Genomic DNA, 24,596 nt, shown 5'->3' with positions numbered 1-24,596 from the left:
ATCCTCAGATCGTCACGCCGCCATCGACGAGCATCGCCTGCCCGGTGACAAAGCGGCTTTCATCCGAAAGGAGATAGAGCACCATCGGTGTCATGTCGTCCACAGTGGCGAGCCGCCCCATGGGCTGGCGCGCGATGAAATCCTTTTCCGCCTGCACCGGATCGGGGGCGGAGGCGATGCGTCCGCGCAGCGAGGGCGTGTCGACCGTGCCGGGGCAGAGCGCATTGCAGCGCACCCCCTGTTTCACGAAATCGGCGGCGATCGATTTGGTCAGTCCGATCACGGCTGCCTTGGTCGCGCCATAGACGGCCCGGTTGACGAAGCCTTTGATGGAAGAGGCCATGGAGGCCATGTTGAGAACGGAGACGCTGCCCGTCTCCTCTGCCCTCTCCAGCATGCCGGGCAGGAAAGCCTGTGTCATGCGATACATGGAGGTGATGTTGAGGTCGGTGCTGAAGGCCCAGTCCTCTTCCGTCACGTCGAGGATCGTTCCGTGGTGAACAAAGCCGGCGCAATTGAAAAGCCCGTCGAGCTTTCCTGCTTTCTGAGCCAGCGCATCGATGGCGGTGCGGTCGCACACATCCAGCCGGTGCGTCTCTATGGCGCTGTTTTCAGCAGCCAGCGAGGCAAGCCCCTTTTCATTGATGTCGACGGCGATGACCGACGCTCCTTCGGCGGCACAGGCAAGCGCGCTGGCACGACCAATACCCTGAGCGGCGGCGGATATCAGAATCCGCTTTCCTTCAAGTCGCATACGATGACCTCCTCCCTATTGAGCCGCAGCTCCATCATCGTTTATATACGAATAGTCTATTCATATATGAAAGATCATTGCAATATCAAAGTTGACAAGAGAGACGATTCCCCGTCAATGCACCGGACCGGAGGGCGAAAAGGTGAGCAGCAGGAAGACCACGGAAGAGCGCTACCGCGCCCCTGCGCTGGACAAGGGGCTCGATATTCTCGAACTGCTTTCCCGCCAGCCCAACGGACTGACCCGCGCCGAGATTGTCAAGGAAATGGGCCGCGGCCCAAGCGAGATTTACCGCATGCTCGAGCGCCTGGTGGCGCGCGACTATGTGAGCCGCTCCATCGAGGGTGATCGCTATGCGCTGACGATGAAGCTCTTCATGCTCGGCAGCCAGCATCCGCCGCTGCGTCGGCTTGCCGCCCGTGCCTTGCCACTGATGGACGGCTTTGCGCGCAGGACGCATCAGTCGGTGCATCTCGTGGCGCCGGAGCGCGGCTACGCCATCGTCGTGGCGCAGGCCAGCAGCCCCGCCAACTGGGAGTTTCGGCTGCGCCCGGGCGCCCAACTCGATCTGCTCAACACAGGTTCGGGCCAGACCCTGCTTGCATTCCAGAGCCCGGACCGGCGCAACGAGACGCTTGCCATCTGGGGCGGTGCAGACCGGGTGCGCCATCTCACGGCCATGGAGCCTTCTCTGGAAGATGTGCGCACACGGGGATACCGTATCGGCGACAGTCTTCAGCTCGTTGGGGTTCGAGATATTTCCGTGCCGGTTTTCGGCCCCTCCTGCGATGCCATGGCGGTGCTCACCTGCCCCTATTTCGAACAGTTGGAAGACACGCAGGCCGCGGATGTGGAAACCGCGCTTGCGGCTCTAAAGGAGGTCGCGGAGAGCCTCTCGATCTCCTGATTTTTGGCATCCTCAACGTTTTCGACGTTTTTTGTTGCCGCCCGGTCATCGCGCTGTAACATAGCGGGAATAACGCCTGCGATCTCAACGCAGAAATCAGGGGAGTGCTTTCCATGACATTGATCAAACGCCGCAACTTCATCAAGGGCGCTGCCTCGATGGCTGGCCTTTCGCTGGCCGCGCCGTTCATTTCGCGCAGCTATGCGCAGGGCTCCTCCGGCTCGGTGAACATCTTCGCCTGGGCCGGCTATCTGAACGACGAGATGCTCGCCGCCTTCGAAAAAGAGACCGGCATCAAGGCAAAATACACGCCCTACGGCACCAATGACGAGCTTCTGAACCAGCTCCGCGCCAACAATGGCGGCGGTTTCGACATCATCTGGCCGACGGTCGACCGCGTGCCCAACTATGTCGAGTTCGAGCTCGTGCAGCCCATCGACGAGAGCAAGGTCAACGTCGACAACTGCCTGCCGAGCGCCTGGACGAACTCCGCCAATCTTGGCGCGGTGATCGACGGCAAGCGCTATCAGGTGCCCACCGACTGGGGCACGGAAGCCGTTTCCTTCGACAAGGATCAGGCGCCGCTCGAATATGGCACGGCCTCCTATGGCGACATCTGGAAGCCGGAAATGAAGAGCAAGGCCACAGTGCGCGGCCATTCGGGCCTCGTTGGCCTCGGCCTCTGGCTCGAAGGCGAGGGCAAGCTGCCCATGCCGATGACGGACGCCTTCAAGTCCGAAGAGAACATGGTCAAGATCTACGACGTGATTCTCGAGGAAGCGATTGCCCGCAAGGCCAACATCGCGCAGTTCTGGTCCAACGAGAACGAGGCGCAGGGTGCCTTCCGCGTCAATGGCTGCGCCATCGGCCAGACCTGGGATTCGACCGCCGCGGCACTCGCCAAGGAAGGTCTGCCCATCGGCTTCATCGCGCCGAAGGAAGGCGCGCTGGCGTGGATGGAAGGTGTGGCGATCCCAAAGGGTGCGGAAAATCTCGACCAGGCCTATGCCTTCATCAACTGGTTCCTGACGCCGGAAGCCGGCGCCATGTACACCAACGCCACCTCGATCAACTCCACCGCCGTGGGCGCTGCCGACAAGACCTCGGACGACGCCAAGGCGTTCTTCGCCGCCGCCTATCCGGAGGATGCGCTCGACAAGCTGTGGTGGTGGCCGATCCAGGAAAGCTGGTTCGTCGCCAAGCGCAACGAGTATCAGGACCGCTTCCTTTCGGCCTGAGGCTGCTGGAAGAAATGACGGCGCTCGCCCCTCACCCTTACCCTCTCCCCGCACGCGGGGAGAGGGGGACATAGACGTTGCGGCCATCTTCCTTCTCCCCGCTTGCGGGGAGAAGGTGCCGGCAGGCGGATGAGGGGCGGGCGCCACCGGACAATCCTTGCGCACGCCCACCAAACATCGGGAAACATTGGAGGCCCATGTCACATTCCGTAGAGCTCGATCGTGTCGGCGTCACATTCGGCACCACCCGCGCCGTCGACGATGTGTCCTTCACGGTTGAAGGCGGGGAATTCTTCTCCATTCTCGGGCCGTCCGGCTGCGGCAAGACCACGCTTTTGCGCGTCATCGCCGGTTTCCTGAACCCGACTGAAGGCCGCATCCTGATTGGCGAGAAGGACATGACCCCGCTGGGGCCGAACCAGCGCCCGACGGCGATGATCTTCCAGTCGCTGGCGCTCTTTCCCCTGATGCCCGTGTGGGAAAACATCGCCTTCGGGCTGGAGGCGCGCGGCGTCTCGAAGGTCGAGCGCCGCAAGAAGGCGAACGATCTTCTGAAACTGATCGCGCTTGAAGGCTATGGCGACCGCATGCCGGGCGAACTTTCCGGCGGCCAGCGCCAGCGCGTTGCCATTGCCCGCGCGCTTGCGGTCGAGCCGCAGGTGCTGCTGCTCGACGAACCCTTGTCCGCGCTCGATCTCAAACTGCGCCAGCACATGCGCGCCGAGCTTCGCGCCCTGCAAAAGCGCACTGGCGTCACCTTCATCTACATCACGCACGACCAGTCCGAGGCGCTCGCCATGTCGGACCGCGTTGCGGTGATGAGCGCCGGCGTGGTTCAGCAGGTGGGCGCACCGCGCGAGCTTTACGACAATCCGGCCACGCCCTTCGTCGCCACCTTTGTTGGCGAAACAAATGCGCTCTCCTGCACGGTGAAGGGCATCGACAACGGCATCGCCACGGTGGAAACCGCGCATGGAACCTTGACCGGCCGCGCCGGCGACGGGCTTTCAAGCGGTGCGGCGGCAAAGCTTTATGTGCGGCCTGAAGCGCTGAAACCGAAGGGCGGGGCCAACCGGCTTGCCGCCACCATCGAGCGCATCGATTTCGAGGGCGCTTTTGCGCTGGCGCATGGCGTCGCCGAAGACGGCACGCCGCTGGTCGCCTCCATCGCCAGCACCGAACTTGCGAGCGCTCCCGCCATCGGCGAAAAATCCGGCTTCGGCTTTGAAAGCACAAACGCGGTGGTGCTGCCCGATGTCTGAGCTCTACAGACGCTTCGGCGGTGGCCTCGGCACGCTGTTTCTGGCGCTGGTTGGCGTATGGCTCGCCGGCATGGTGCTCGCGCCCAATGTCATGATGATCGACTATGCGCTGCGGCCCAACCTGCCGCCCTCGCAGCTTGGCGGGCCGGAGGATGTCTATTCACTCGACAACATTCTCTATCTGGCCAATGAGGGCGTTCACCGCGCGATCTTCTTCAAGACCGTGTGGGCGAGCGCGCTTGTCGCCTTCATCACCTTTCTGGTGTGTTATCCGATGGCGTTTTGGCTTGCCCAACACGCAACGGTGAACCAGACGGCGGTTGTGCTTCTGGCCCTCACCATTCCGTTCTGGATCAACGAGGTCTTGCGCACGCTGGCCTGGTATATCCTGCTTGCGTTTCGCGGGCCGCTGAATGCCTTTCTCCTGTCGCTCGGCATCATCGACGAACCGGTGCGCTGGTATGGCGATGGCGGCGTGCTGGCGGGTATGACCTATGCCTATATCCTGTTCATGCTGTTCCCGATCTACAACGCCATCGAATCCCTCGACAAATCGCAGATCGAGGCCGCGCGCGATCTCGGCGCCTCCACCTGGCGCATTCACTGGCGGGTGGTCATCCCGCACGCCAAGGCGGGCATCGCCACGGGCTGCGTCTTCACCTTCATGCTCGCCGCCGGCAGCTATGTCGCGCCTGCCCTTCTCGGCGCGCCGGGCAGCCGCTGGTTCACCGAGATCATCTACAACTGGTTCTTCGAGGGCGGCGACTGGAACCGCGGTGCCGCTTATGCGCTGGTGCTTCTGGTTCTGTGCCTTGCGGTGGTGCTCGTCACGCTGCGCATTGCCCGCGTGAGCCTGACGGAGGTGGCGAAATGAGTGCCGTGGCTATTTACAAAAGCCAGTGCTGCCCCTCATCCGCCCTTCGGGCACCTTCTCCCCGCGCACGGGGAGAAGGCAACGCGCCGAGATGCCCATTGCCTTTCCTCGCCCCGTTTACGGGGAGAGGATGCCGGCAGGCAGGTGAGGGGCAGCACCGGCCTCTCCGGCCAGCCCCGGAGGGTCGCGCATGAGTGCCGCCGACCGCATCGCCCGCGCCTTGTTCGGCTTCTACATGGTGGCGTTCTTTCTCTACCTGTTCGCGCCGCTCGCCATCATGGGCATCGCCACGTTCAACACGAGCCGCTTCCCCACCGTAACGCCATGGCGCGGCACGACGCTACAATGGTTCGACGCGCTGTGGAGCGATGGCGGCATGTGGCAGTCGCTGTGGACCTCCTTCGTCGTCGCTTTCTTCGTGGTCATCACCGTCCTGCCCATCGGCACGGCGGCGGCCCTCGTTCTCACCAGCCTGCATGCGCGCGCGCGCAGCTTCATGTATGCGGTCATGGTGTCGCCGCTGCTCACGCCCGGCGTGGTCATCGGCATCGCCACGCTGGTTCTCTGGCGGCAGCTTGGCGTCGGGGGCGGTGTTTTCCTTATCGTGGTCGCTCAGGCAAGCTTCATCATCTGCTATGTGATGCTGATGATCACGGCGCGCCTCCAGCGTTTCGATCCCACGCAGGAAGAGGCGGCTCTTGGCCTCGGTGCGTCGAAATTCATGGTCTTCCGCCGCGTGCTTTTGCCCTTCCTGAAGCCGGCGCTCATTGCCGCCGGTTTTCTTGCCGTTCTCCAGTCCATAGAGAACTACAACACCACGCTCTTCGTGCGCGGGTTCGACACGCCGCTCACGGTCTACATCGCCACCAAGGTGCGCACGGGGCTGACACCCGCCGTCAATGCGCTTGCGCTCATCATGATCGCGATCACCGTGTTCGGCGCCATCGCCTACGAGATTGCTCGCAGGCGCGGCGCGGCGCGGATGGCGGTGGAGTAGCGGTGCAACTTTGACGTCATCCCGGCCGACCGGAGGGAGAGCCGGGACCCATTGAGCGGCAAGGCCGATCTCCGCAGAAGGCGCCACCGGCATCCATCCAGCCGAACCACTGCCGGGCCACGCTCCATGGCGTTCTTCCAATGGGTCCCGGATAGCCCTTCGGACTTCCGGGATGACGGTTTCGCGTCAGCGGATCGCTGAAGCTCTTAGAGCGCTTCCGCTTTTCGTTGAATCGCGAAAACGCTCTAACTTATTGTTTTTCAGCAATTCCGGACGGAAAACCGGTTCCCACTTTTCCTGGAATTGCTCTAACGGTCGATTCTCGTCGACAGGATGATCGAGCTCATCGTCCGGTCAACGCCCTTCAGCGCGCCGATCGTGTCGATCACCGCGTCGAGCTCGGCCACTGACGGCGCTTCGACGATGATGATCATGTCGAACGACCCGCTCACGGAGTGAACCGTGCGCACGGCGGGCATCTTCTCCATCGCCGTAATCACATCGCCGGAAAGCTTTGGCGACACCGTGACCAGAAGATGCGCGCGGATTTGTGCTGCGTCATATTCCCCCGAAAGCCGCACCATATAGCCGGCAATCGTTCCGCTGCGCTCAAGCCGCTCCAGCCTGCTCTGCGCGGTGGAGCGCGAGACGCCCAGCCGCCGGGCAATCTCCGACACCGGCATGCGCGCATTCTCACGCAACAGCGCAATCACCGACCGGTCTGCGTCCGTTGTCGTCATATTGCTCATTCCATTCGTCGATACGCATAAAATCGTGAGTGAAACTACCCGGATTGATACTTCGATTCAACGTCGATCAAAGCCAGACTGGACAAACATCCAGGCAGAATCGCCAGACAAATTCGAAAGGGAGCGGGATGAAAGAAATCGTTGTCACGGGAGCCGGGCGTATTGGATCCGCTATTGCAGACATGCTGGTCGCCTCGGGCGATTACACGGTCACCGTCGCCGACCGGTCGGCGGAGCAGCTTGCGGTCCTGCCCTCTCACCCGCAGATCTCCGGCGTGGAAGTCGACCTCTCCGACACGAAGGCCCTTGCCGCCGTGCTCAAGGGCAAGTTCGCCCTGCTCAACGCCGCGCCCTACCACCTTACCGTTCCCATCGCCGAGGCGGCTGCCGAGGCAGGCGTTCACTATCTCGACCTGACCGAGGACGTGAAAAGCACGCGCCGCGTGAAGGAAATCGCTGCTTCCGCCGAGACGGCCTTCATCCCCCAGTGCGGGCTTGCGCCGGGCTTCATCACCATCGCCGCCAATTCGTTGGCCAAGCGTTTCGACGCGCTGCACGATGTGCGCATGCGGGTCGGCGCGCTGCCGCAGTTTCCGGCCAATGCGCTCAACTACAATCTCACCTGGTCGCCGGAAGGCGTCATCAACGAATATTGCGAGCCCTGCGAGGCCATCGTCGATGGCGAGATGAAGGAGGTCGCGCCGCTTGAGGGGCACGAGGAGTTCTCGCTCGATGGCGTGCGCTACGAGGCGTTCAACACCTCCGGCGGGCTCGGCTCCATCTGCGAATCGCTCAAGGGCCGTGTGCGCAATCTCAACTACCGCACGATCCGTTATCCGGGCCATGCCTCGATCATGAAAATGCTCTTGAACGATCTGCGCCTCAGCGAACGCCGCGACCTCCTGAAAGAGATTTTCGAGCACGCGCTGCCCACCACCATGCAGGATGTGGTGGTGATCTTCGTGACCATCACCGGCCTGAAAAATGGCCGGCTGGTGCAGGAGAGCTACGCCAACAGCGTGTTTGCCGACCCGGCCGGGCCAACTGCCCGCAGCGCCATCCAGAAGACCACCGCCGCGGGCATCTGCACCGTGCTCGACCTGCTCGCCAACGGCAAGCTGCCATCCAAGGGCTTTGTCCAGCAGGAAGACATCGCGCTTGAGGATTTTCTGGCAAACCGTTTCGGCCGCACCTACCAGCCCGAGACCGGCCCGCAGGCGCAGGCCGCCTGAGGTAAAGTCGGCCAGCGCGGGATTTCCTCGCTGGCCGTACCATTTCGCCGCCATGTGACATTGCGCGCTCCGGCTTCGCTCCATAGGGTCGCGCAATGTCAAACGACCGGCCGCTTGTCGGCATCCTTTTGATGATCGGGTTTTGCGCGGTCGCCCCTCTGGGCGACTCGATCGCGAAACTGTTGGGCGAGACCATTCCGCTGTTCGAGCTTCTGGTCGTGCGTTTTGCCGCGCAGGTGGTGTTTCTTATGCCGGTCGTGTGGTGGAGCGGCAAGTCGCTGCTTCTTTCTCCCCGCGTCATGCGCCTCACCGTGCTGCGCACGGCGCTCCACATTGCCGGCATCGGCACGATGTTCATGTCGCTGCGCTATCTGCCGCTGGCCGATGCGGTCGCCATCGCCTTCGTCATGCCTTTCATCATGCTGGCCTTCGGAAAATTCTTTCTGGGCGAGGATGTGGGCCCAAGGCGGCTTGCCGCCTGTTCGGTGGGCTTCGTCGGCACCATGCTCGTTGTGCAGCCGAGCTTCCTCAGCGTCGGTGCGCCCGCACTTCTGCCGCTGCTCGTGGCGGTCGCCTTCTCCGGCTACATGCTGGTGACGCGCCAGATCTCGCGCGATGCCGATCCCATCGCGCTTCAGGTGGTGAGCGGCATCTATGCCATGATCGGCTTTGGCGCGCTGGCCTTCGTCAATCTTGGGCTCGACCTGCCGCAATTGCGCATGGTGCAGCCCGATCTGCGGGAAATGCTGCTGCTGGCCGCCTCCGGCTTCTTCGGCACGTTCAGCCATCTCCTGATGACATGGTCGCTGCGCTTTGCGCCTTCGACCACGGTGGCGCCGATCCAGTATCTGGAGATCCCGTTCGCCACGGTCATTGGCTGGCTCATCTTCCGCGATCTGCCCAATGGGCTGGCCGCACTCGGCATCGCCATCACCATGGGAGCGGGGCTCTACATCGTGTTCCGCGAGCGGGCGCTGGCAAGGCCGGTCACCCCGGTTCAGCCAGCACCCGATCCGCAAAGCGTGCAATGACGCGCTGAGCCGCCTCAGCCCGCCAGCGCCTCGCGGCTGGCAGTGAGGAAGATCTCCGCATTTCTCGAAAGCGACGGGCCGAGATAACCGCCTTCCTGGATCAGCGCGGTTGGCAGTCCCAGAGCCGCGATCTCGCGTGCGATGGTAGCAAAGCCATCGCCCGTGAGCTTCACCTCCGAGAGCGGATCGTCCGCCGCCATATCGAGCCCCAGCGAAATCACCAGCGCCTCCGCGCCAAAGGCGGTGATCGCTGCAAGCCCCTCGCGGAAGCGGCCAAGGATCGTTTCCGTGTCCGATCCTGGCTTCAGGCAGAGATTGAGCGTCGCCCCCTCGCCTTCGCCCTCGCCGCGCTCGTCCTCATAGCCGAGATAATAGGTCGGGTAGAGGTCGGGGTCCGTGTGCAGCGAGCAGACGAAAACATCGCCGCGATCATAGAAAATGTCGAGCGTGCCATTGCCCGTATGCGTGTCGATGTCGAGCACCGCCACCTTGCCGAAGCGTTCGCGCAGGCTTTGCGCTGCGATGGCCGCGTTGTTGAACAGGCAGAAGCCGTTCGACGCATTGGAAAGCGCATGGTGTCCCGGCGGGCGGCACAGGCCATAGACCATGCGCTCGCCTTCCTTCACGCGTTCGGCAGTCTCAAGCGCGGTCTGCGCCGACCAGTAGACGGCATCCCATGTGCCTTCCGTCAGCGGAACCGACGTGTCGGTCGCCCACCAGCCGAGTTGGCCGAAAACGGATGACGAAGGCCGTCCCCGGCGCGGGCCGGGATGGCAGTTGGGGATCGGCTCCTGATCCGGCGCCTCCGCGCGCCAGCGTTGGTAGGCGTCCTTCCAGAAATCCACATACTCGGGATCATGCACGGCCTTGATCGGCCCGTCGCCGAAATCGCGGGGTTTCTCGATCGGGAATTCGTTTTTGATCAGCATGTCGCGGATCAGGATCGCGCGTTCAGCCTGCTCGGGATGGGGCATATAGGCCCCGCGCCGGAAATAGCGCTCCGGCGTGTGCCGCAACTGGCGTTCGTCGAAAATGGCTTTCATTGTCGTCCTTCAATATCCGTTGGATCTGTCGACCACCGTTTCCGGTATTTCTCCCGCCACCACGGCCCGTGCGGCGCGGGCAAGCTGTTCCGCCATCGTGTGCGGCGAGCAATCGCCCGCCTGATGCGGCGTCACGAGAATGCGTTCATCCGCCCAGAAGGGGTGGTTTTCTGGCAGCGGCTCCACATCGAAAACGTCGAGCGAGGCGGAGGCGATGCGGCCGCTGTCGAGCGCACGCATAAGATCGGCCTCGATCAGATGTTCGCCCCGCCCAAGCTGGATGAGTGCGGCGCCTTCCGGCATGCGGTTGAAGAAATCGAGATCAAGCAGGCCGCGCGTCTCTTGCGTCAGCGGCAACACGTTGATCAGGATGTCAGCCCGTTCCGCCACCCTAAGCGCCGCCCCCTCCCCGCTCTCGAAGCGCATGCCGGGCAAGTCATCCTTTGGCGAGGTCCGCACCGCAGCAATCACCGGAAACCCCATCGCCGTCACCGCGCGGGCAATGGCCCGCCCCATCAGGCCGAAACCCAGAATGCCCACCGGCGTTTCGCGCGGCGGCTTCATGATCGAGGGGATGAGCCGCGCCCATTCGTGCTTTGCCTCATGCACGATATGGTGGCGGATGTTGCGGTGATGCCAGATCACATGCCACGCCGCAAAGCCTGCCAGCATGTCGCCCTGATCCGGGTCGCGCACGCGCGCCACCAGCGCGTCCTTCGGCAGGCTCGGGCAGTGAATGATGCTGTCGACACCCGCCGCAATGGAATGTGCAAGCCGCAGATTCGGATAACGGTCAAAGGCATCATCCGCCGGCCGCCAGCAAAGCGCAAAGCGAACCGCCTCCGGATTATCGATCTCATGCGGATGGCGCAGGCGTATCGTGCCTGCATGCGGTGCCAGCGCATGGCCATAAAGCGCGTGCAGATCGAAGGCGGTGCTCAGATAAACCCCCTCGATCACCTGCCCGTCAGCCATGTGCAGCCTCCGCATCGATGGGTTCCACCCCGCACCAGTCGGCGATGAAAAGGGCGATCGCGCCCGTCACCCGCTTGATGGAGGAAAGGCTCACGCGCTCATCGAACCCGTGGATGTTCTCGGTGATCGGGCCATAGACGAGGCAGGGCATGCCCGCATAGATCACGAAGACCCGCGCATCGAGATAGCCCGGCGTCACGAAGCTTTTCAGTTCGCTCGCGGTCGCCGCGCGGTGCGCTTCGGCTAGCGCCTTTTCGGCATCCGTGCCTTCCTCCAGCACGTAGCCGCGCGCGAAAAATCCGTTCCAGATCACCTCTGGAGGACGATTGCCCAGAAAGGGATCATCGGCCAGCTCACGCGCCAGATGCGCCTCGATCTGCGCTGCCCGGTCCTTCGGGTCGTCACCGGGATAGATGGCGATGCGACAGGAGAGCTTGCACCAGGCCGCCACGGTGGAGGCCCAGTCGCCACCCTCGATCTTGCCGACATTGAAGTTGATCGGGTGATCGAGTTCCTCGAAATAGGGATAGTTCGCCTTCTCGGCGTTCCAATCCGCAGTCAGGCGTTTCAGGCTTTCGATCACGCGGAAGCTCGCCTCGATGGCGTTGGCCCCCGTGCCCGCCTCGCGCACATGCACGGGGTGGCCCGACACATTGACCTCGAACCACAAAACGCCCGTGTTGGCGCGCACCAGCATCTCGTCTTCCGGCTCGGGAATGATGGCGGCATCCGCCGTATAGCCCTCCACCAGGCAGGCAAGCGCGCCATTGCCGGTGCATTCTTCCTCCACCACGCTCTGCACATGCACTTTCGCCGCCGGCTGCAGGCCGATGCGGCGCAGCGCATCGAGTGCGAAAATGTTGGCCGCGATGCCGGCCTTCATGTCGCCGCCGCCGCGCCCGTAAAGCCAGTCGCCCTCGCGCTTCGGCTCATAGGGTGCCGAAACCTCCCACATATCGTGCGGGCCTTCCGGCACCACATCCATATGGCCGTTGAGGATCAGCGACCGGCCTTTCTCCATGCGCGGTGCGTGAGTGGCGATCACGTTCACCGCGTCGGAATAATCGACGGCCACGGGCGAAAAGCCCGGATGATCCCTGATCTTGTCTTCATCGATATGGAAGGTTTCCACCGCATAGCCACGCGCTTCGAGCGCCTTGTGCACGAACTCCTGTGCGGGCTTTTCCTTTCCGCGCAGCGAGGGAAAGCGGATCAGGTCTTCGGTAAAGCCGATCTGTTCTTCAAAGCCTTCCTCGACCGCTGCGAGGATTTTCTGTGCCAGTTGTTCGTCCACGTTTGTGGTTCCTGCGGGTTAGTGTTGAGAATGGTGAGCGATGGCGCGCGTCATCCCGCCCTCGCCCTTCGACAAGCTCAGGATGAGGGCTTGTGGTAGCGAAAGCTCGCTGAGAGCTGGTCTTGGCGATTGCTGGCTGAGCGGTGTAGCTGAGAAGCTGCTAAGGGCCGGTGTCGGAAGCGCGGACGTTTTGCAATCCTTCGCCACACCCGCCGGCCTATCGATGCCCCTTCCCTCATCCTGAGCTTGTCGAAGGGTGGGGGAATGGGCACGCACCGCGTTGCCACAGCAAGACGCCGCGGTCGGCACCAGCCTCTCCATGCCCGTTCCCTCATCCTGAGCCTGTCGAAGGGCGAGGGAATGGGCACGCACTGCACTGCCACAGCAAGACACTGCCACCATTCTCACCCCGCCGCCGCCAGCTCCTTCTCGCGGCCGGGAATGGCCTCGATCAGGGTGCGCGTGTAGTCGCTCTGAGGATTGTTGAAGATGGCATGTGCCGGCCCCATCTCGACCACCCTGCCCTTCTGCATCACCGCGATGCGGTCGCAGATCTGGGCGGCGACGCGCAGATCGTGGGTGATGAAGATCAGCGCCAGATTGAGCCGCTCCTTCAGCTCCGCCAGAAGATCGAGCACCTGCGCCTGAATGGAAACGTCCAGCGCCGAAACCGCCTCATCGGCAATGATCACGCGCGGCTCCAGCGCCAGCGCGCGGGCAATGCCGATGCGTTGGCGCTGCCCGCCGGAAAACTCGTGCGGATAGCGGTCGATGGCGAGCGCATCGAGGTCCACCAGTTCCAGAAGTTTCACCGCGCGCGCATAGGCTTCCTGCTTGGAAACCCCGTGCGCCATCGGCCCTTCGGCGATAATGCGGCCAACCTTGGAGCGTGGATTGAGCGAGGCATAGGGATCCTGAAAGATCATCTGGATCGATTTGCGCGCCTCGCGCAGCGCCTCGCCCGAGAGCTGCGCCATGTCGTGGCCGGCGAGCTTCACCGTGCCGGAATCGGGCTGCATCAGCCGCACGAGGCAGCGCCCGACGCTCGATTTGCCGGAGCCGGATTCGCCGACAATGCCCAGCGTCTCGCCTTCGCAAAGCGTGAGGTTCACATCGTTGACCGCATGAACGATACGCGGCTTGGAAAAGAGCAGGCCGCCGCCGGTCACATAGGTCTTGTTGAGCCCTTCCACTTCGAGGATCGGCGTCTTTCCCGCCATCCCTTCGCTCGCCTCGGCGGCCAGCTTCGGGATCGCCGCGATCAGCTTCTGCGTGTACTCATGCTGTGGGTTGTCGAGCACCTCGTCGGCGGTGCCGGCCTCGACAATCTTGCCATATTGCATCACCGCCACGCGGTCGGCGATCTCGGCCACCACGCCGAAATCATGGGTGATGAACATCACGGCCATGCCGTGCTTTTCCTGCAGATTGCGGATCAGCTCCAGGATCTGCGCCTGTGTGGTCACGTCGAGCGCGGTGGTCGGCTCGTCGGCGATCAGCATGCGCGGTTCGAGCGCCAGTGCCATAGCGATCATCACGCGCTGCCGCTGCCCGCCCGAAAGCTGGAACGGATAGGCGCGCGCCGCCTTTTCAGGGTCGGGAATGCCCACTTCCGTCAGGAGTTCGATGGCGCGCGCGGCGCGTTCCTTCGGCGTCAAGAGACCATGCGCCTCGAACACTTCGGCAATCTGGTCTTCCACCCGCATCAGCGGATTGAGCGCCGACATGGGCTCCTGAAAGATCATGGCGATCTTCTTGCCGCGCAGATCCATCATCTCGGTTTCCGAGAGTTTCAGAAGGTCCATGCCCTCGAAGAGGATTTCGCCGCCCACCGGCCGCACCAGATCGGGCAAAAGCCCCATCGCCGCATTGGCCGACATGGATTTGCCAGAGCCCGATTCCCCGACAATGCAGAGAATTTCACCGGCATGAAGATCGTAGGAAACATCGTTGACGGCGAAGTCGCGGTCGGCACCCTCCGGCAGCGCGATCTTCAGGTTCCTGATGCTGAGAACGGGGTCTGTCATCGCGCCCTCCTATTTGTCGCGCCGCGCAAGGCGCGGGTTGAGCGCATCGTTCAGCCCTTCGCCGATCAGGTTCAGCGCGAGAACGGTGAGCAGAATGGCAACGCCGGGAAAGAAGGAAAGCCACCAGGCCTGCCGGATCACCGTGCGCGCCGCGCCGATCATGTAGCCCCACGACATGAGGTTGGGGTCGCCGAGCCCGAGGAAGGACAGCGAGGATTCCAGAAGGATCGCCGTTGCCACCATCAGCGAGGCAAGCACGATGATGGGCGAGATCGTGTTGGGCAGAACCTGCCGCAGAATGATCGTCAGGCTCGTCTGGCCCGAAAGGATTGCGGCCTCCACATATTCGCGCGAGCGCAGCGATAGCACCTCGCCGCGCACGAGGCGGGCGACCGGCGGCCAGCTCACGATGGCGATTGCCGCGATGATCGATTCAATCGAGGGCTGGAAGATCGCCACCAGAACAATGGCGAGCGCAAAGCTCGGCACAGTCTGGAAGAACTCGGTAAAGCGCATCAGCGCGTCGTCCACCCAGCCGCCGAAATAGCCGGCAAGCGCACCGATGGGGATGCCGATCAAAAGAGCGGCGACCGTCGAGACGAGACCGACGAGAAGCGAGACCTGCGCCCCATAGGCAAGGCCCGAGATCACATCGCGGCCAAGCGCGTCGGTTCCCAGCGGATACTGGTCCATGGCAAATGGCGGCAGGAAGGGCCGCTGCACCATGCGCCAGGGCGATTGCGGGAAGATCAGCGGCGCAAGCAGCGCCACGAGAACCACGATGGCGAGGATCGCAAGGCCGATCACGGCGCCACGATTGCGGGAGAAGCGTTTCCAGAAATCAGCCATCATGCCACCCGGATTCTTGGATCAACGAACCGATAGAGAATGTCGGTGATGAGGTTGAACAGGAGCACCATGGCGGCGGAGACGAAGAACACGCCAAGAAGCAGATTGTAATCGCGCTGGGCGAGCGCCTCGAACATCAGCCTTCCGATGCCCGGCCATGCGAACACGGTTTCCGTCAGCACCGCGCCGCCGACGAGCTGGCCCGCCTGAAGGCCGGCGAGCGTGACCACTGGCAGCATGGCGTTGCGGAAAATGTGACGGCGCTGGATGATGCCGGGTTTCAGCCCCTTGGCCCGCGCCGTTTTGACGAAATCGAGCTGGCTGACTTCGAGCATGGAGGCCCGCGTCATGCGCATATAGACCGCCATGAAGAAGAGGCCGAGCGTGGTGGCGGGCAGAATGAGATGCTGGCCGATGTCGAGCGCACGGCGCAAGCCCGTGTAGTTCGCCCCCACCGTCTCATAGCCGAAACCCGGCAGCCAGTTGAAATAGACGGAGAACAGAAGCACCGCCATCAGCGCCGCCCAGTAGAGCGGCGTGGCGTAGAAAAGCAGCGCCAGGGTGGAGATCGCCGTGTCCGACCATTTGCCGACACGCGCGGAGGCGAGAACGCCTGCCAGCGTACCCAGAACCAGCGAGATGACGAATGCCGTCATGGTCAAAAGCAGCGTGGCGGGCAGCCGGTCGAGAATGAGATCGGCCACAGGCATCTGCTGGCGATAGGAGAAACCGAGATCAAACTGAAGCACGCCCTTGAGATAGATCCCGAGCTGGGTGAGCAGCGGTTTGTCGAGGCCGAATTGCTCGCGAAGCTGCGCGATGAACTTGGCGTCGGCGGCCCCCGCCTCGCCTGCCATCACCGCAGCGGGATCGCCGGGCGCGGCATGGATCAGGAAGAAATTGAGCGTCAGGATGGCGATCAGAATGATCGCCGCCTTGCCCAGGCGCATGAGTATGAAGCGTAGCATCGGGCCCCTGCAGGATCGGACTCAAGGTGAGGATGCGCGGGCGGTTCGCCCGCGCATTCCCGGATCGGGCAGTCGCCTATTTTTCGATATAGGCGTCCTTGAAGCCGTCATTCACGCCGATTGCCGTGGTGACGAGATCCTTCACATTGCAGCGATAGATCGTCGGGAATCCGAGTTCGAGCAGCCAGGCCACCGGCACGTCATCCACCAGTTTCTGCTGCACTTCGGTGTAGAGCTTCTGGCGTTCCTCCGCCGTCACGGCAACTGCCGCCTTGGCAAAGAGATCGTCGATCTCCTTGTTCTCGTAGCCTTCCACATTGTTCCACTGCGAGCCCTTGGCAATGTTCGTGGAAATGTAGGTACGGGCCACGCCCAGCGCCGGATCGCCATACTGGTAGAGATAGGTGAAGGCCATGTCGTAGTCCCACTCGGCCAGCTTCTGGTTCCAGCCGGCCACATCGGTGGAGACGATCTCGACATTGATGCCCACTTCACCGAGATTCTGCTTCACGGCCTCGGCCCAGCGCTGCCAGGTTTCGCCATAGGGCAGCGGCAGCAGGCGCACGGTCTCGCCGTCATAGCCCATCTCTTCGAGCAGGGCCCTGGCCTTCTCCGGGTCGTGGTCATATGCGGTCACGTCATCGGTGAAGAAACGCGTCGACGAGGACACCGGACCTTTCGCAACCTTGCCGAGGCCGTTCCACAGCGCGTCGCGGGCGAAGTCGCGGTCCATCGCATACATCACCGCCTGGCGGAAGCGCTTGTCGGCGGTCGGGCCTTCGCGGTTGTTGAGCCACATCCACGACAGCGGACCGAAATACTCCCAGCCCTTGTCGGTGATGCAGGTGTTCTCCATGTCGGCGATCCGCTGGACGTCGAAATTCTCCACCGAGCCGCCGGGCAGGATGTCCACCACGCCCGTCTCATAGGCGACCGCGCGCGAGGCAGCGTCCGGGATCACATGCCAGTAGATCTCGTCGAGATAGGGTTTGCCCTCCTCGTAATAGTCCTCGAACTTGGTGAGCAGGATGTGCGATCCCTTCACCCATTCGGTGAACTTGAACGGCCCGGTGCCGATCGGCGTGTTGTTGGCCGGGTTGTTCTTGTAATCCGTGCCTTCATAGATGTGCTTGGGCACCATCGGCATCGTGCCGGCTTCGAAAATGCCGAGGAACGGGCCGAAGGGCTGCTTCAGCTTGAAGACGACCGTGGTGTCGTCGGGTGCGGTGATGGATTCCACATGCTCCAGAGAGGTGCGCAGGCGCGCATGGGTTTCACGCAGGAAGACATCGGCGGAAAACACGACATCGGCGGAGGTGAACGGCTCACCGTCATGCCACTTCACATTGTCGTGCAGCTTGAACGTATAGGTCAGGCCGTCTTCCGAAACCTCCCAGGATTTCGCAAGCTGCGGCATGGGCTGCAGCTTCTCGTCGTAGCGCAACAGACCCTCATAGATCTGGCCGGCCACCATCTGGGTCGGGCCGTTCTGCACCAGACCCATCATCAGGCTTGGCGGTTCGGGCTGGATCACGACATTGGCGCGCCCGCCCGAGACGGGCTCTGCATGGAGCGCCGTCGACACCAGCATGGCGGCGGCAAGTGTGGTCAGTCGTTTCAGCATGGCTTTCGTTCCCCTTGTTGCTCGCCCGGCGAAAGATCGTTCTCCCTTGATCGTGCCGGGCAATTGGCTTTGCTTCAGTTCGGTCTCACTCCACGAGGTCGGGATAGTGCTTGATGGCGAGGCGCTGGAAGGCCTCCCATTGCGGGTCAGGCTTGTTACCGGTGTGATGGGTGTCCCAGCCCTCATATTGGCGCGCCGTTTTCTCGGCCAGTTCCTCGGCAATGCGGATCTGCCTGCCGCCCGAAGACATGATGGCGAGCTGGGCGCGGCAGGCACGCTCCATGTTGAACATGAGCGCGAAAGCCTCGCCCACCGTGCGCCCGCAGGTCAGAAGCCCGTGATTGCGCAGGACCATGACATTGCGGTCGCCGAGGTCGGCCACAAGCCGCTCGCGCTCGCCGAGATCCAGCGCGATGCCTTCATAGTCATGGAAGGCAAGCCGGTTGTGGAATTGCAGCGACCACTGGTTCAGTGGCAGTATGCCCTCTTCCATGGAAGAGATGGCCACACCCGCCACCGTATGCGTGTGAAGCACACAATGCACATCGGGCCGCGCGGCATGGACGGCGCTGTGAATGGTGAAGCCGGCCTTGTTGATGCCCGCGCCATGATTGTCGCGCAGGATGTCGCCATTGATGTCGACGGTCACAAGGCTCGATGCCGTCACCTCGTCGAAACGCAGGCCGAACGGGTTGATCAGGAAGGCGTGCTCACCCTCCTCTGCCGGCGCCCGAGCCGAGATGTGGGTGAAAATGCTGTCATCCAGGTGATAATGCGCGATCAGCCGATAGGCCGCAGCCAGCTCGACCCGCTCGCGCGGCTGCCCCGTGTCTGCGGCTGAAACCGGTTGGGATTGTACGTTCATCAACATCTCCCTCGCGCAAACCGTCCGGTCACGAACGGTGGTCATGTGTTGTCGCGCGGCTCCCCTCAGAGCCGTTTTGTTGATCGACAGGCAAGCACAGGTTCGGGCAGAGTGTCAATTGTCGACAATCGTCATTTTGCCTGTCATAGTGGCGGGACATACGCCGCGCCTGCGCTGCGATGCCATTGGGAGGGGAAGTTTTGGGAAAACGGCGGTGAGCGTGTTTTCGGAAGTATCCACAACGGATCTGGTGACGCAGATTGCCCGGCAGATCACCGAGGCGATTGTCACCGGGCATCTTAAGCCCGGCGAACGGCTGACCGAGCTTCAGCTTTCGCGCGAGTTCGGCACCAGCCGCGCCCCTGTCCGCGAGGCGGCCCGGCTTCTGGAAAGCCAGGGTCTTGTCACCTTCTCACCGCGGCGCGGTTTTTTCGTTCGCACCTTCAGCGCCAGCGAGATGCGCGACATTTACGAGCTGCGCATCGGCCTTGAACTGCATGCAGGCTGTCTCGCGGTGGAGCGCGCTACCGAGGCCGATCTCGCCGCTCTCGAAAAGCAGCTTGGACGTCTCTACGGCACGGCCGGTCAGGCGTCTATCGAGACACAGATTTTCGAGGATTTCGCCTTTCATCGCATGATCTGCAAGGCGAGCGGCAATGCGCGTCTGATCCGGGTCTATGACGAACTGGCGACCGAGATGCGCGCCGGTATCACCTTGATCGGCAAAATTTACGATGACCCGCAGCGCATGGCCGAGACTCATGAGCCGATCATGGAAGCGTTGAGAAAGCGCGATGAGGAACAGCTGCGTGGTGCACTGCGCTATCACATAGCCGTGGCGCAGGATGCTGTCGTCGCTCTGTTCGAGGAGCTGGAAAAGGGCGTCTGACGACGCCCCTTCCCGCATTTGCTTATTTCTGCGACTTTGCAGCCTCTCCGATCATGCCGTTGAGCTTCTGAGCCAATGCCTCATCGGTCTGGGCTGTCTGGATGATCTGATTGTATTCGTCCACCGAGATGCCGTCCGTCTGGTCGACGGCCTGTTCCATCTCTTGTGTCGCCTCGACCTGAACTTTCTGCTTCTCGTCATCCGAGGGAGCCTGCCGGAAGCGCTCCGTGTATTGTTCCTTCACATCGCTGACTGCGAGGAAGGCGACCGTAAAGGCCTGCAGCTTCTGGTCGTCGAACGATTGGGTCTGCGCCTGCGGCGCAGGAGAAGGTGACGGTACGGCATCTTGCGCCAGCGCCGGTGAGATCGCGGCGGCACTGGTGGTGAAGGCGAATGCGGCAGCGGCCAAGCGCAATTTGCTGCGTAGTATCATGAGGAACTCCTTCCTTACGGGTGTCACCCCTTCGCGGGGTTTCGAAATGCCCGACCCCGGGTTCATCCCGAGGGCCACTTTCGTGAAGAATGTGGCGAGAAGAAAAGTTGCTCTCCAGCGTTCCAATCAAATCGGGTTGCCGCAGAAAACAAAAAATGAGCCGGCCGTTTGCCATCAAAAAAAGACCCCGCCGAAGCGGGGCCTGGATTTTCGTTTATTCACCCGCCGGAGCCGGTTGTGCCGCCGATCCCGGGTGATCATCTTCCTCGGCTTCAAGCTTTTCCTTGGCAATGAAGGTGTAGAACATGGGGACCACGAACAGGGTGAACGAGGTGCCGATGATCAGGCCGGTGAAAATGACGAGACCCATCGAATAACGCGCCGCGGCACCCGCGCCTGCCGCCATGATCAGCGGCACCACACCGAGCGCCATGGCGGCCGTGGTCATGAGGATCGGTCGCAGGCGCACCTTGGCGGACGCGACGATGGCCTCAACGCGTGACAGGCCATGCTCCTCCCGCTGCTGGTTGGCGAACTCCACCATCAGGATGCCGTGTTTGGTGATCAGGCCTATGAGCGTGATCAGGCCGACCTGGGTGTAGATGTTCAGCGTCGACAGTCCCAGATTGAGCGGCAGGATCGCGCCGAAGATCGACAGCGGCACCGTCATCATGATGATGAGCGGATCGCGGAAGCTCTCGAACTGCGCCGCAAGCACCAGATAGATCACCACCACGGCGAGCGTGAAGGCGATCAGGATGGTGTTGCCCTGCTCCACTTCAAGCCGCGACTGGCCGGAATACTCGATGAAGAACCCGTCCGGGATGGTGTTTTTGGCAATGTCCTCGATCACGGCGAGGCCGTCACCGGTTGAAACACCGGGCACCGGCAGGGCCGAGATCGTCGCCGAGTTCAACTGGTTGAACTGCTCGATCGCAGCCGCGGCAACATCGGTCGACACCGTGATCACCGCCGAAAGCGGCACCATTTCGCCCGTGGCGCTACGTACGAAGAAATCGCCCAGCCTTTCGGGGTTGTCACGATACTCCTGCGGCACCTGCATGATGATGTCGTAGCTGTTTGAGTCGCGGTCAAACTGCGCGATCGAACCGCTGCCGACAAGCAGGCTGAGTGTCGTGCCGACATCGGAAACCGGCAGGTTCAACGCCGCCGCCCGGTCACGGTCGACCGTCACCACCACCTGCTGGGCATTGTAGGCAAGCGAGTTCTGCACGACGATGAAGCGGCCCGAGGCCTGCGCCTCTTCCTTGATCTTCTCGGCCACCTCGAACACACGCGCCGAATCGCTTGTCGACTGGATGACGAGCGAGATCGGCAGCCCGCCTCCGGCCCCCGGCAGCGAAGGCGGCGCAAAGACGAGTGCCTCGACGCCGGAGATCTTGGAGAGCCGTGCCTGGATGTCCTGCTGGATCTCCTTTTGCGACCGCTCGCGATCCGCCCAGTCCTTGAAGGCCCAGAGGGCGATGCCCGAATTGGTCTGCCCGCCGAAGCCGACAATGGAGAAGTTGGCTTTCAGTTCAGGTAGATCCTTGGTCAGCTCGCGCATCTGTGTCGTGTAAAGCGAGGTGTAGTCCGAGGTTGCATAGGACGGCGCGGTGATCAGCGAAAACAGCGCACCCTCGTCTTCTTCGGGTGCCAGCTCGCTGGAGGTGTTCATGAACATGAAACCGGTCAGCCCGAGAAGGACCAGAACCACCAGCATCGTGACGGGGCGGTAGTTGAGCGAACCGCTCACCATCCGTTCGTAGAAATTCGCAAGCCTGTCAAAGGTGGTGTCGACAATAACCTGGAACCGGCTGTGATTGCCACGCTTGAGAATGCGCGCTGACATCATGGGGGTGATGGTCAGAGCGACGATGCCGGAAATGACCACCGCACCTGCGAGCGTCATGGCAAACTCGCGGAACAGCGAGCCTGTCAGACCGCCGGTGAACGCCAGAGGCGCGAACACCGCAGCAAGCGTGATCGTCATGGCGACAACCGGGCCGGTGATTTCCTTCATGCCGACAAAGGCCGCGCGGCGCGGCGAGAGGCCTTCCTCGATATGCCGGTGAATGTTCTCCACCACGACGATGGCGTCGTCCACCACCAGGCCGATGGCCAGCACCATGGCCAGCAGCGACAGGAGGTTGATCGAGTATCCGAGCGCGAACAGGATGAAGCAGACGCCGATCAGCGAAAGCGGAATCGTCACGATCGGCATCAGCACGGAGCGGAACGAGCCGAGGAACAGGAGGATGATGACGATAACGATCAGCACCGCTTCCATGATGGTCTTGAAGACCTCGTCAATGGACGCACTGATGGATTCCGTCGCGTCGTAAAGAACCTCGATGCTCATGCCTTCAGGCAGGCTTGCCTGGATGGACGGCAACTCCTCCGTCACGGCACCCGCCATGTCGAGCGGGTTGGCGCCCGGCGTCGGGAAGACGCCGATAAACGTGCCCGGCTGGCCGTTGAAGCTCACCACCATGTCGGTGCTTTCAGCGGCAAGCTCGATATCGGCGACATCGCGCAGGCGCACCACGTCGTCACCTGTCGCCCTCAATGGGAGAGCACCAAAGGCTTCGGGTGTCTGAAGCGTGGATTCCATCGAGATCGCGTAGGCGACATATTCGTTTTCGGTCTTGCCGGGCGCGGCAAGGAAATTCGACGCCTTGATGCCGGCCAACACCTCGGCCGCGGTAAGCTGGCGTGCCGCCAGCCGAACCGGGTCGATCCAAACACGCATTGAATAATTCGCCGCACCGATGATCTGCACCTCGGCAACGCCGGGGATGGTCGACATGCGTGGGCGAATGACGCGTTCGATGTATTCGGTGAGCTGTTCGCTCGACATGTTGGGGTTCTGCATCGCCAGATACATGGTGGCGAACTGCATGCCCGTGCCCTTGACGATGGTCGGGTCCTTGGCGTCCGCAGGCAGTTCGCTGCGCACCTGCTGCACCTTGGACATGACCTCCGTCAGCGCGACGTCCGGGTCGGAGCCGAGCCGCATCTGCACGCTGACCGTGCTGGCCGAAGGGCGGCTTTGCGACGTGACGTAATCCACGTTTTCCGTGGTTGCCACGGCGCGGGCAATGGGTGCGGTGATGAAACCCTGGATCAGGTCAGCGCTGGCGCCGGGATAGATCGTGGTGACGGTAATCACCGTCTCCTCGACCTCCGGATACTGACGAACCTGCAGGTTGAACAGTCCCTGGAAGCCAAGCAGCAGGATCAGCAGTCCGAGGACGGTCGAGAGGACCGGCCTGCGGATGAAGATATCGGAAAAACTCATTGGGCTGCCGCCTCTTCCGTCTTGGGATCGTCGCCTGCCGGTTCCTGATCGGGCTCGGATGCCGTTGCGCCGTCGGACGTGGGTGACTCCGGCGAACCCGGGTTGATCGTGTTGTCGATCGCAACCGGCGTGCCGTTCGAAAGACGGTTCTGTCCGGCCGTCACGACGATGTCGCCAGGTTCGATGCCCGAACGGATCTCCACCTGGTTCCCGGAACGGCGGCCCACCTGGACGAATACCTGGCGTGCTTCCAGTTTCTCCTGACCGTCTTCGCTTTGCTCAGCCTTTTCAGGCTTGCGTGCGGCAAACACATAGTCACCATAAAGGCTGGTGACGACGGCTGTCTGCGGCAGCGAAATGATGCCTTCCTCTTCCGGAAGGATGACCTTCACCTGAACGAACTGGCCGGGGGTCAGCTTGCCAGAGGTGTTGTCGATGCGCGCGCGCACCGAGACAAGGCGGCTCGACGGGTCGACCTTCGGATCGATACCGGTGATTTCGCCTTCAAACTCTTCACTGTCATTGTTGAGCGAGAGGCGCACGGGCTGGCCGATCTCCAGATTGCCGAGCTGCTGCTCGGGAACGGTGAAATCGGCGCGCATCGTTTCGATGTCCTGCAGCGTGGCGACGATGGTGCCGGGGGAAAGATACTGACCTTTGTCGACGCGCGGAATACCGATCGTCCCCGAGAAGGGCGCGCGCAACTGCCGCTGCTGCAACACGGCTTCTGCCTTTTGCACCTGAGCTGCGGATGCCTGTGCTGCCGCTTCCGCATTGTCGAGCGACACGCCCGAGCTCACACCGCGGTTGCGCAGCTCACGGGCGCGATCGAGCGCCTGCTGATCCAGAGCCGCCTGCGTGCGCGAAGCGCTCAGATCAGCCTGCTGGATATTGTCCTCAAGCTGGAGAAGAACATCGCCGGCATTGACCTGCTGGTTCGCCTCGAAACGGATGTCGGTGACGATGCCGGTGGTCTCGACAGTCAGATCCACGCCCTGGTTTGCGTTGACCGTGCCGATGGCCTCGATCGTTGGCGTCCACTTTCCCTCTTCGGCTTCCACGGTCGAGACCGTGACTGTGGGAACGGGCATGTTGGCGAAAAACTGCTGGATCGCCTGATCGCGGAACATGTTGAAGCCGATTATGCCACCCGCGACAATTGCGAGCAGGACAATGGCGATGAGAAGACGCTTGATCATGTCGTCGGACCCCGGAGGCGTTCGTAATAATATCGATTAACTTACATAAGAGTGGCGCAGATAGCGACGCCGTTTGCCGTGGGCA

The 24,596-nt window shown here is 62.3% G+C and carries 21 protein-coding genes; 8 read left to right on the top strand and 13 right to left on the bottom strand.

The annotated features are described in order from the left end of the window. Window positions 1-4: 4 nt before the first annotated feature. Entirely contained in the window at window positions 5-754 is a 750-nt protein-coding gene (locus AC2CHD_RS18770) for an SDR family oxidoreductase (protein ID WP_484554867.1), read from the bottom strand. Between the two features lie 142 nt (window positions 755-896). Here AC2CHD_RS18770 and AC2CHD_RS18765 point away from each other — a divergent pair, with 142 nt between their 5' ends. The 5 genes from AC2CHD_RS18765 to AC2CHD_RS18745 all read left to right on the top strand — a co-directional run bounded on the left by AC2CHD_RS18765 (window position 897) and on the right by AC2CHD_RS18745 (window position 6,032). Then, a complete protein-coding gene (locus tag AC2CHD_RS18765) occupies window positions 897-1,661 on the top strand; it encodes an IclR family transcriptional regulator (RefSeq protein ID WP_484554866.1) in 765 nt (254 codons plus the stop codon). Between the two features lie 113 nt (window positions 1,662-1,774). Further along, entirely contained in the window at window positions 1,775-2,899 is a 1,125-nt protein-coding gene (locus AC2CHD_RS18760) for an extracellular solute-binding protein (protein WP_484554865.1), read from the top strand. A gap of 197 nt (window positions 2,900-3,096) precedes the next feature. After that, a complete protein-coding gene (locus tag AC2CHD_RS18755; protein ID WP_484554864.1) occupies window positions 3,097-4,161 on the top strand; it encodes an ABC transporter ATP-binding protein in 1,065 nt (354 codons plus the stop codon). Continuing rightward, window positions 4,154-5,035 carry an ABC transporter permease gene (locus tag AC2CHD_RS18750; protein WP_229450781.1) on the top strand — a complete coding sequence of 294 codons (882 nt, stop codon included), beginning with the start codon at window positions 4,154-4,156 and terminating at the stop codon, window positions 5,033-5,035. Before AC2CHD_RS18755 ends, AC2CHD_RS18750 begins: the two co-directional genes overlap by 8 nt. A 190-nt stretch (window positions 5,036-5,225) precedes the next feature. After that, window positions 5,226-6,032 carry an ABC transporter permease gene (locus AC2CHD_RS18745; protein WP_484554863.1) on the top strand — a complete coding sequence of 269 codons (807 nt, stop codon included), beginning with the start codon at window positions 5,226-5,228 and terminating at the stop codon, window positions 6,030-6,032. 308 nt (window positions 6,033-6,340) lie between these two features. Here AC2CHD_RS18745 and AC2CHD_RS18740 read toward each other — a convergent pair whose 3' ends face one another. After that, the gene (locus tag AC2CHD_RS18740; RefSeq protein ID WP_484554862.1) at window positions 6,341-6,772 is read right to left on the bottom strand and encodes an Lrp/AsnC family transcriptional regulator; all 432 of its coding nucleotides are present in this window, start codon (window positions 6,770-6,772) and stop codon (window positions 6,341-6,343) included. 137 nt (window positions 6,773-6,909) lie between these two features. Between AC2CHD_RS18740 and AC2CHD_RS18735 the strand changes: the two genes are divergently transcribed. Both AC2CHD_RS18735 and AC2CHD_RS18730 read left to right on the top strand, forming a co-directional pair. Beyond that, a complete protein-coding gene (locus AC2CHD_RS18735) occupies window positions 6,910-8,013 on the top strand; it encodes a saccharopine dehydrogenase family protein (protein WP_484554861.1) in 1,104 nt (367 codons plus the stop codon). A 95-nt stretch (window positions 8,014-8,108) separates the two neighbouring features. Further along, a complete protein-coding gene (locus AC2CHD_RS18730; protein ID WP_484554860.1) occupies window positions 8,109-9,044 on the top strand; it encodes a DMT family transporter in 936 nt (311 codons plus the stop codon). A 14-nt stretch (window positions 9,045-9,058) separates the two neighbouring features. On the opposite strand, the gene AC2CHD_RS18725 is transcribed toward AC2CHD_RS18730, so the two are convergent. From AC2CHD_RS18725 to AC2CHD_RS18690, 8 genes are all read right to left on the bottom strand, one after another. After that, window positions 9,059-10,087, bottom strand: a complete 1,029-nt coding sequence (locus AC2CHD_RS18725; RefSeq protein WP_484554859.1) for a histone deacetylase family protein — start codon at window positions 10,085-10,087, stop codon at window positions 9,059-9,061. 9 nt (window positions 10,088-10,096) lie between these two features. Further along, a complete protein-coding gene (locus AC2CHD_RS18720; protein WP_484554858.1) occupies window positions 10,097-11,062 on the bottom strand; it encodes an NAD(P)-dependent oxidoreductase in 966 nt (321 codons plus the stop codon). Then, window positions 11,055-12,356, bottom strand: coding sequence for an ArgE/DapE family deacylase (locus tag AC2CHD_RS18715; protein ID WP_484554857.1), 1,302 nt, complete (start codon window positions 12,354-12,356; stop codon window positions 11,055-11,057). The genes AC2CHD_RS18720 and AC2CHD_RS18715 overlap by 8 nt, the downstream gene beginning before the upstream one ends. Before the next feature lie 404 nt (window positions 12,357-12,760). Continuing rightward, window positions 12,761-14,383, bottom strand: a complete 1,623-nt coding sequence (locus AC2CHD_RS18710) for an ABC transporter ATP-binding protein (protein WP_484554856.1) — start codon at window positions 14,381-14,383, stop codon at window positions 12,761-12,763. Window positions 14,384-14,392: 9 nt separating this feature from the next. Further along, entirely contained in the window at window positions 14,393-15,232 is an 840-nt protein-coding gene (locus tag AC2CHD_RS18705) for an ABC transporter permease (RefSeq protein WP_484554963.1), read from the bottom strand. After that, a complete protein-coding gene (locus AC2CHD_RS18700) occupies window positions 15,232-16,200 on the bottom strand; it encodes an ABC transporter permease (protein ID WP_229450771.1) in 969 nt (322 codons plus the stop codon). The genes AC2CHD_RS18705 and AC2CHD_RS18700 overlap by 1 nt, the downstream gene beginning before the upstream one ends. Before the next feature lie 76 nt (window positions 16,201-16,276). Further along, complete coding sequence (locus AC2CHD_RS18695) at window positions 16,277-17,824, bottom strand: ABC transporter substrate-binding protein (RefSeq protein WP_322340859.1); 1,548 nt, start codon at window positions 17,822-17,824, stop codon at window positions 16,277-16,279. Window positions 17,825-17,909: 85 nt separating this feature from the next. Then, the gene (locus AC2CHD_RS18690; RefSeq protein ID WP_484554855.1) at window positions 17,910-18,689 is read right to left on the bottom strand and encodes a class II aldolase/adducin family protein; all 780 of its coding nucleotides are present in this window, start codon (window positions 18,687-18,689) and stop codon (window positions 17,910-17,912) included. 214 nt (window positions 18,690-18,903) lie between these two features. Between AC2CHD_RS18690 and AC2CHD_RS18685 the strand changes: the two genes are divergently transcribed. Next, window positions 18,904-19,578: a GntR family transcriptional regulator gene (locus AC2CHD_RS18685; protein ID WP_484554854.1), complete on the top strand. Its 675-nt coding sequence runs from the start codon at window positions 18,904-18,906 to the stop codon at window positions 19,576-19,578. A 22-nt stretch (window positions 19,579-19,600) separates the two neighbouring features. Here AC2CHD_RS18685 and AC2CHD_RS18680 read toward each other — a convergent pair whose 3' ends face one another. The 3 genes from AC2CHD_RS18680 to AC2CHD_RS18670 form a co-directional block, all read right to left on the bottom strand. Next, window positions 19,601-20,011: a DUF4168 domain-containing protein gene (locus tag AC2CHD_RS18680; protein ID WP_484554853.1), complete on the bottom strand. Its 411-nt coding sequence runs from the start codon at window positions 20,009-20,011 to the stop codon at window positions 19,601-19,603. A gap of 214 nt (window positions 20,012-20,225) precedes the next feature. Continuing rightward, window positions 20,226-23,312 carry an efflux RND transporter permease subunit gene (locus tag AC2CHD_RS18675; protein ID WP_229450766.1) on the bottom strand — a complete coding sequence of 1,029 codons (3,087 nt, stop codon included), beginning with the start codon at window positions 23,310-23,312 and terminating at the stop codon, window positions 20,226-20,228. Beyond that, window positions 23,309-24,511: an efflux RND transporter periplasmic adaptor subunit gene (locus tag AC2CHD_RS18670; protein ID WP_484554852.1), complete on the bottom strand. Its 1,203-nt coding sequence runs from the start codon at window positions 24,509-24,511 to the stop codon at window positions 23,309-23,311. The genes AC2CHD_RS18675 and AC2CHD_RS18670 overlap by 4 nt, the downstream gene beginning before the upstream one ends. Between the last annotated feature and the right edge of the window lie 85 nt (window positions 24,512-24,596).

The sequence above is a fragment of the Nitratireductor sp. ATLC21 genome, assembly GCF_057196525.1.
This window is presented reverse-complemented; position numbering and strand designations above follow the sequence as displayed.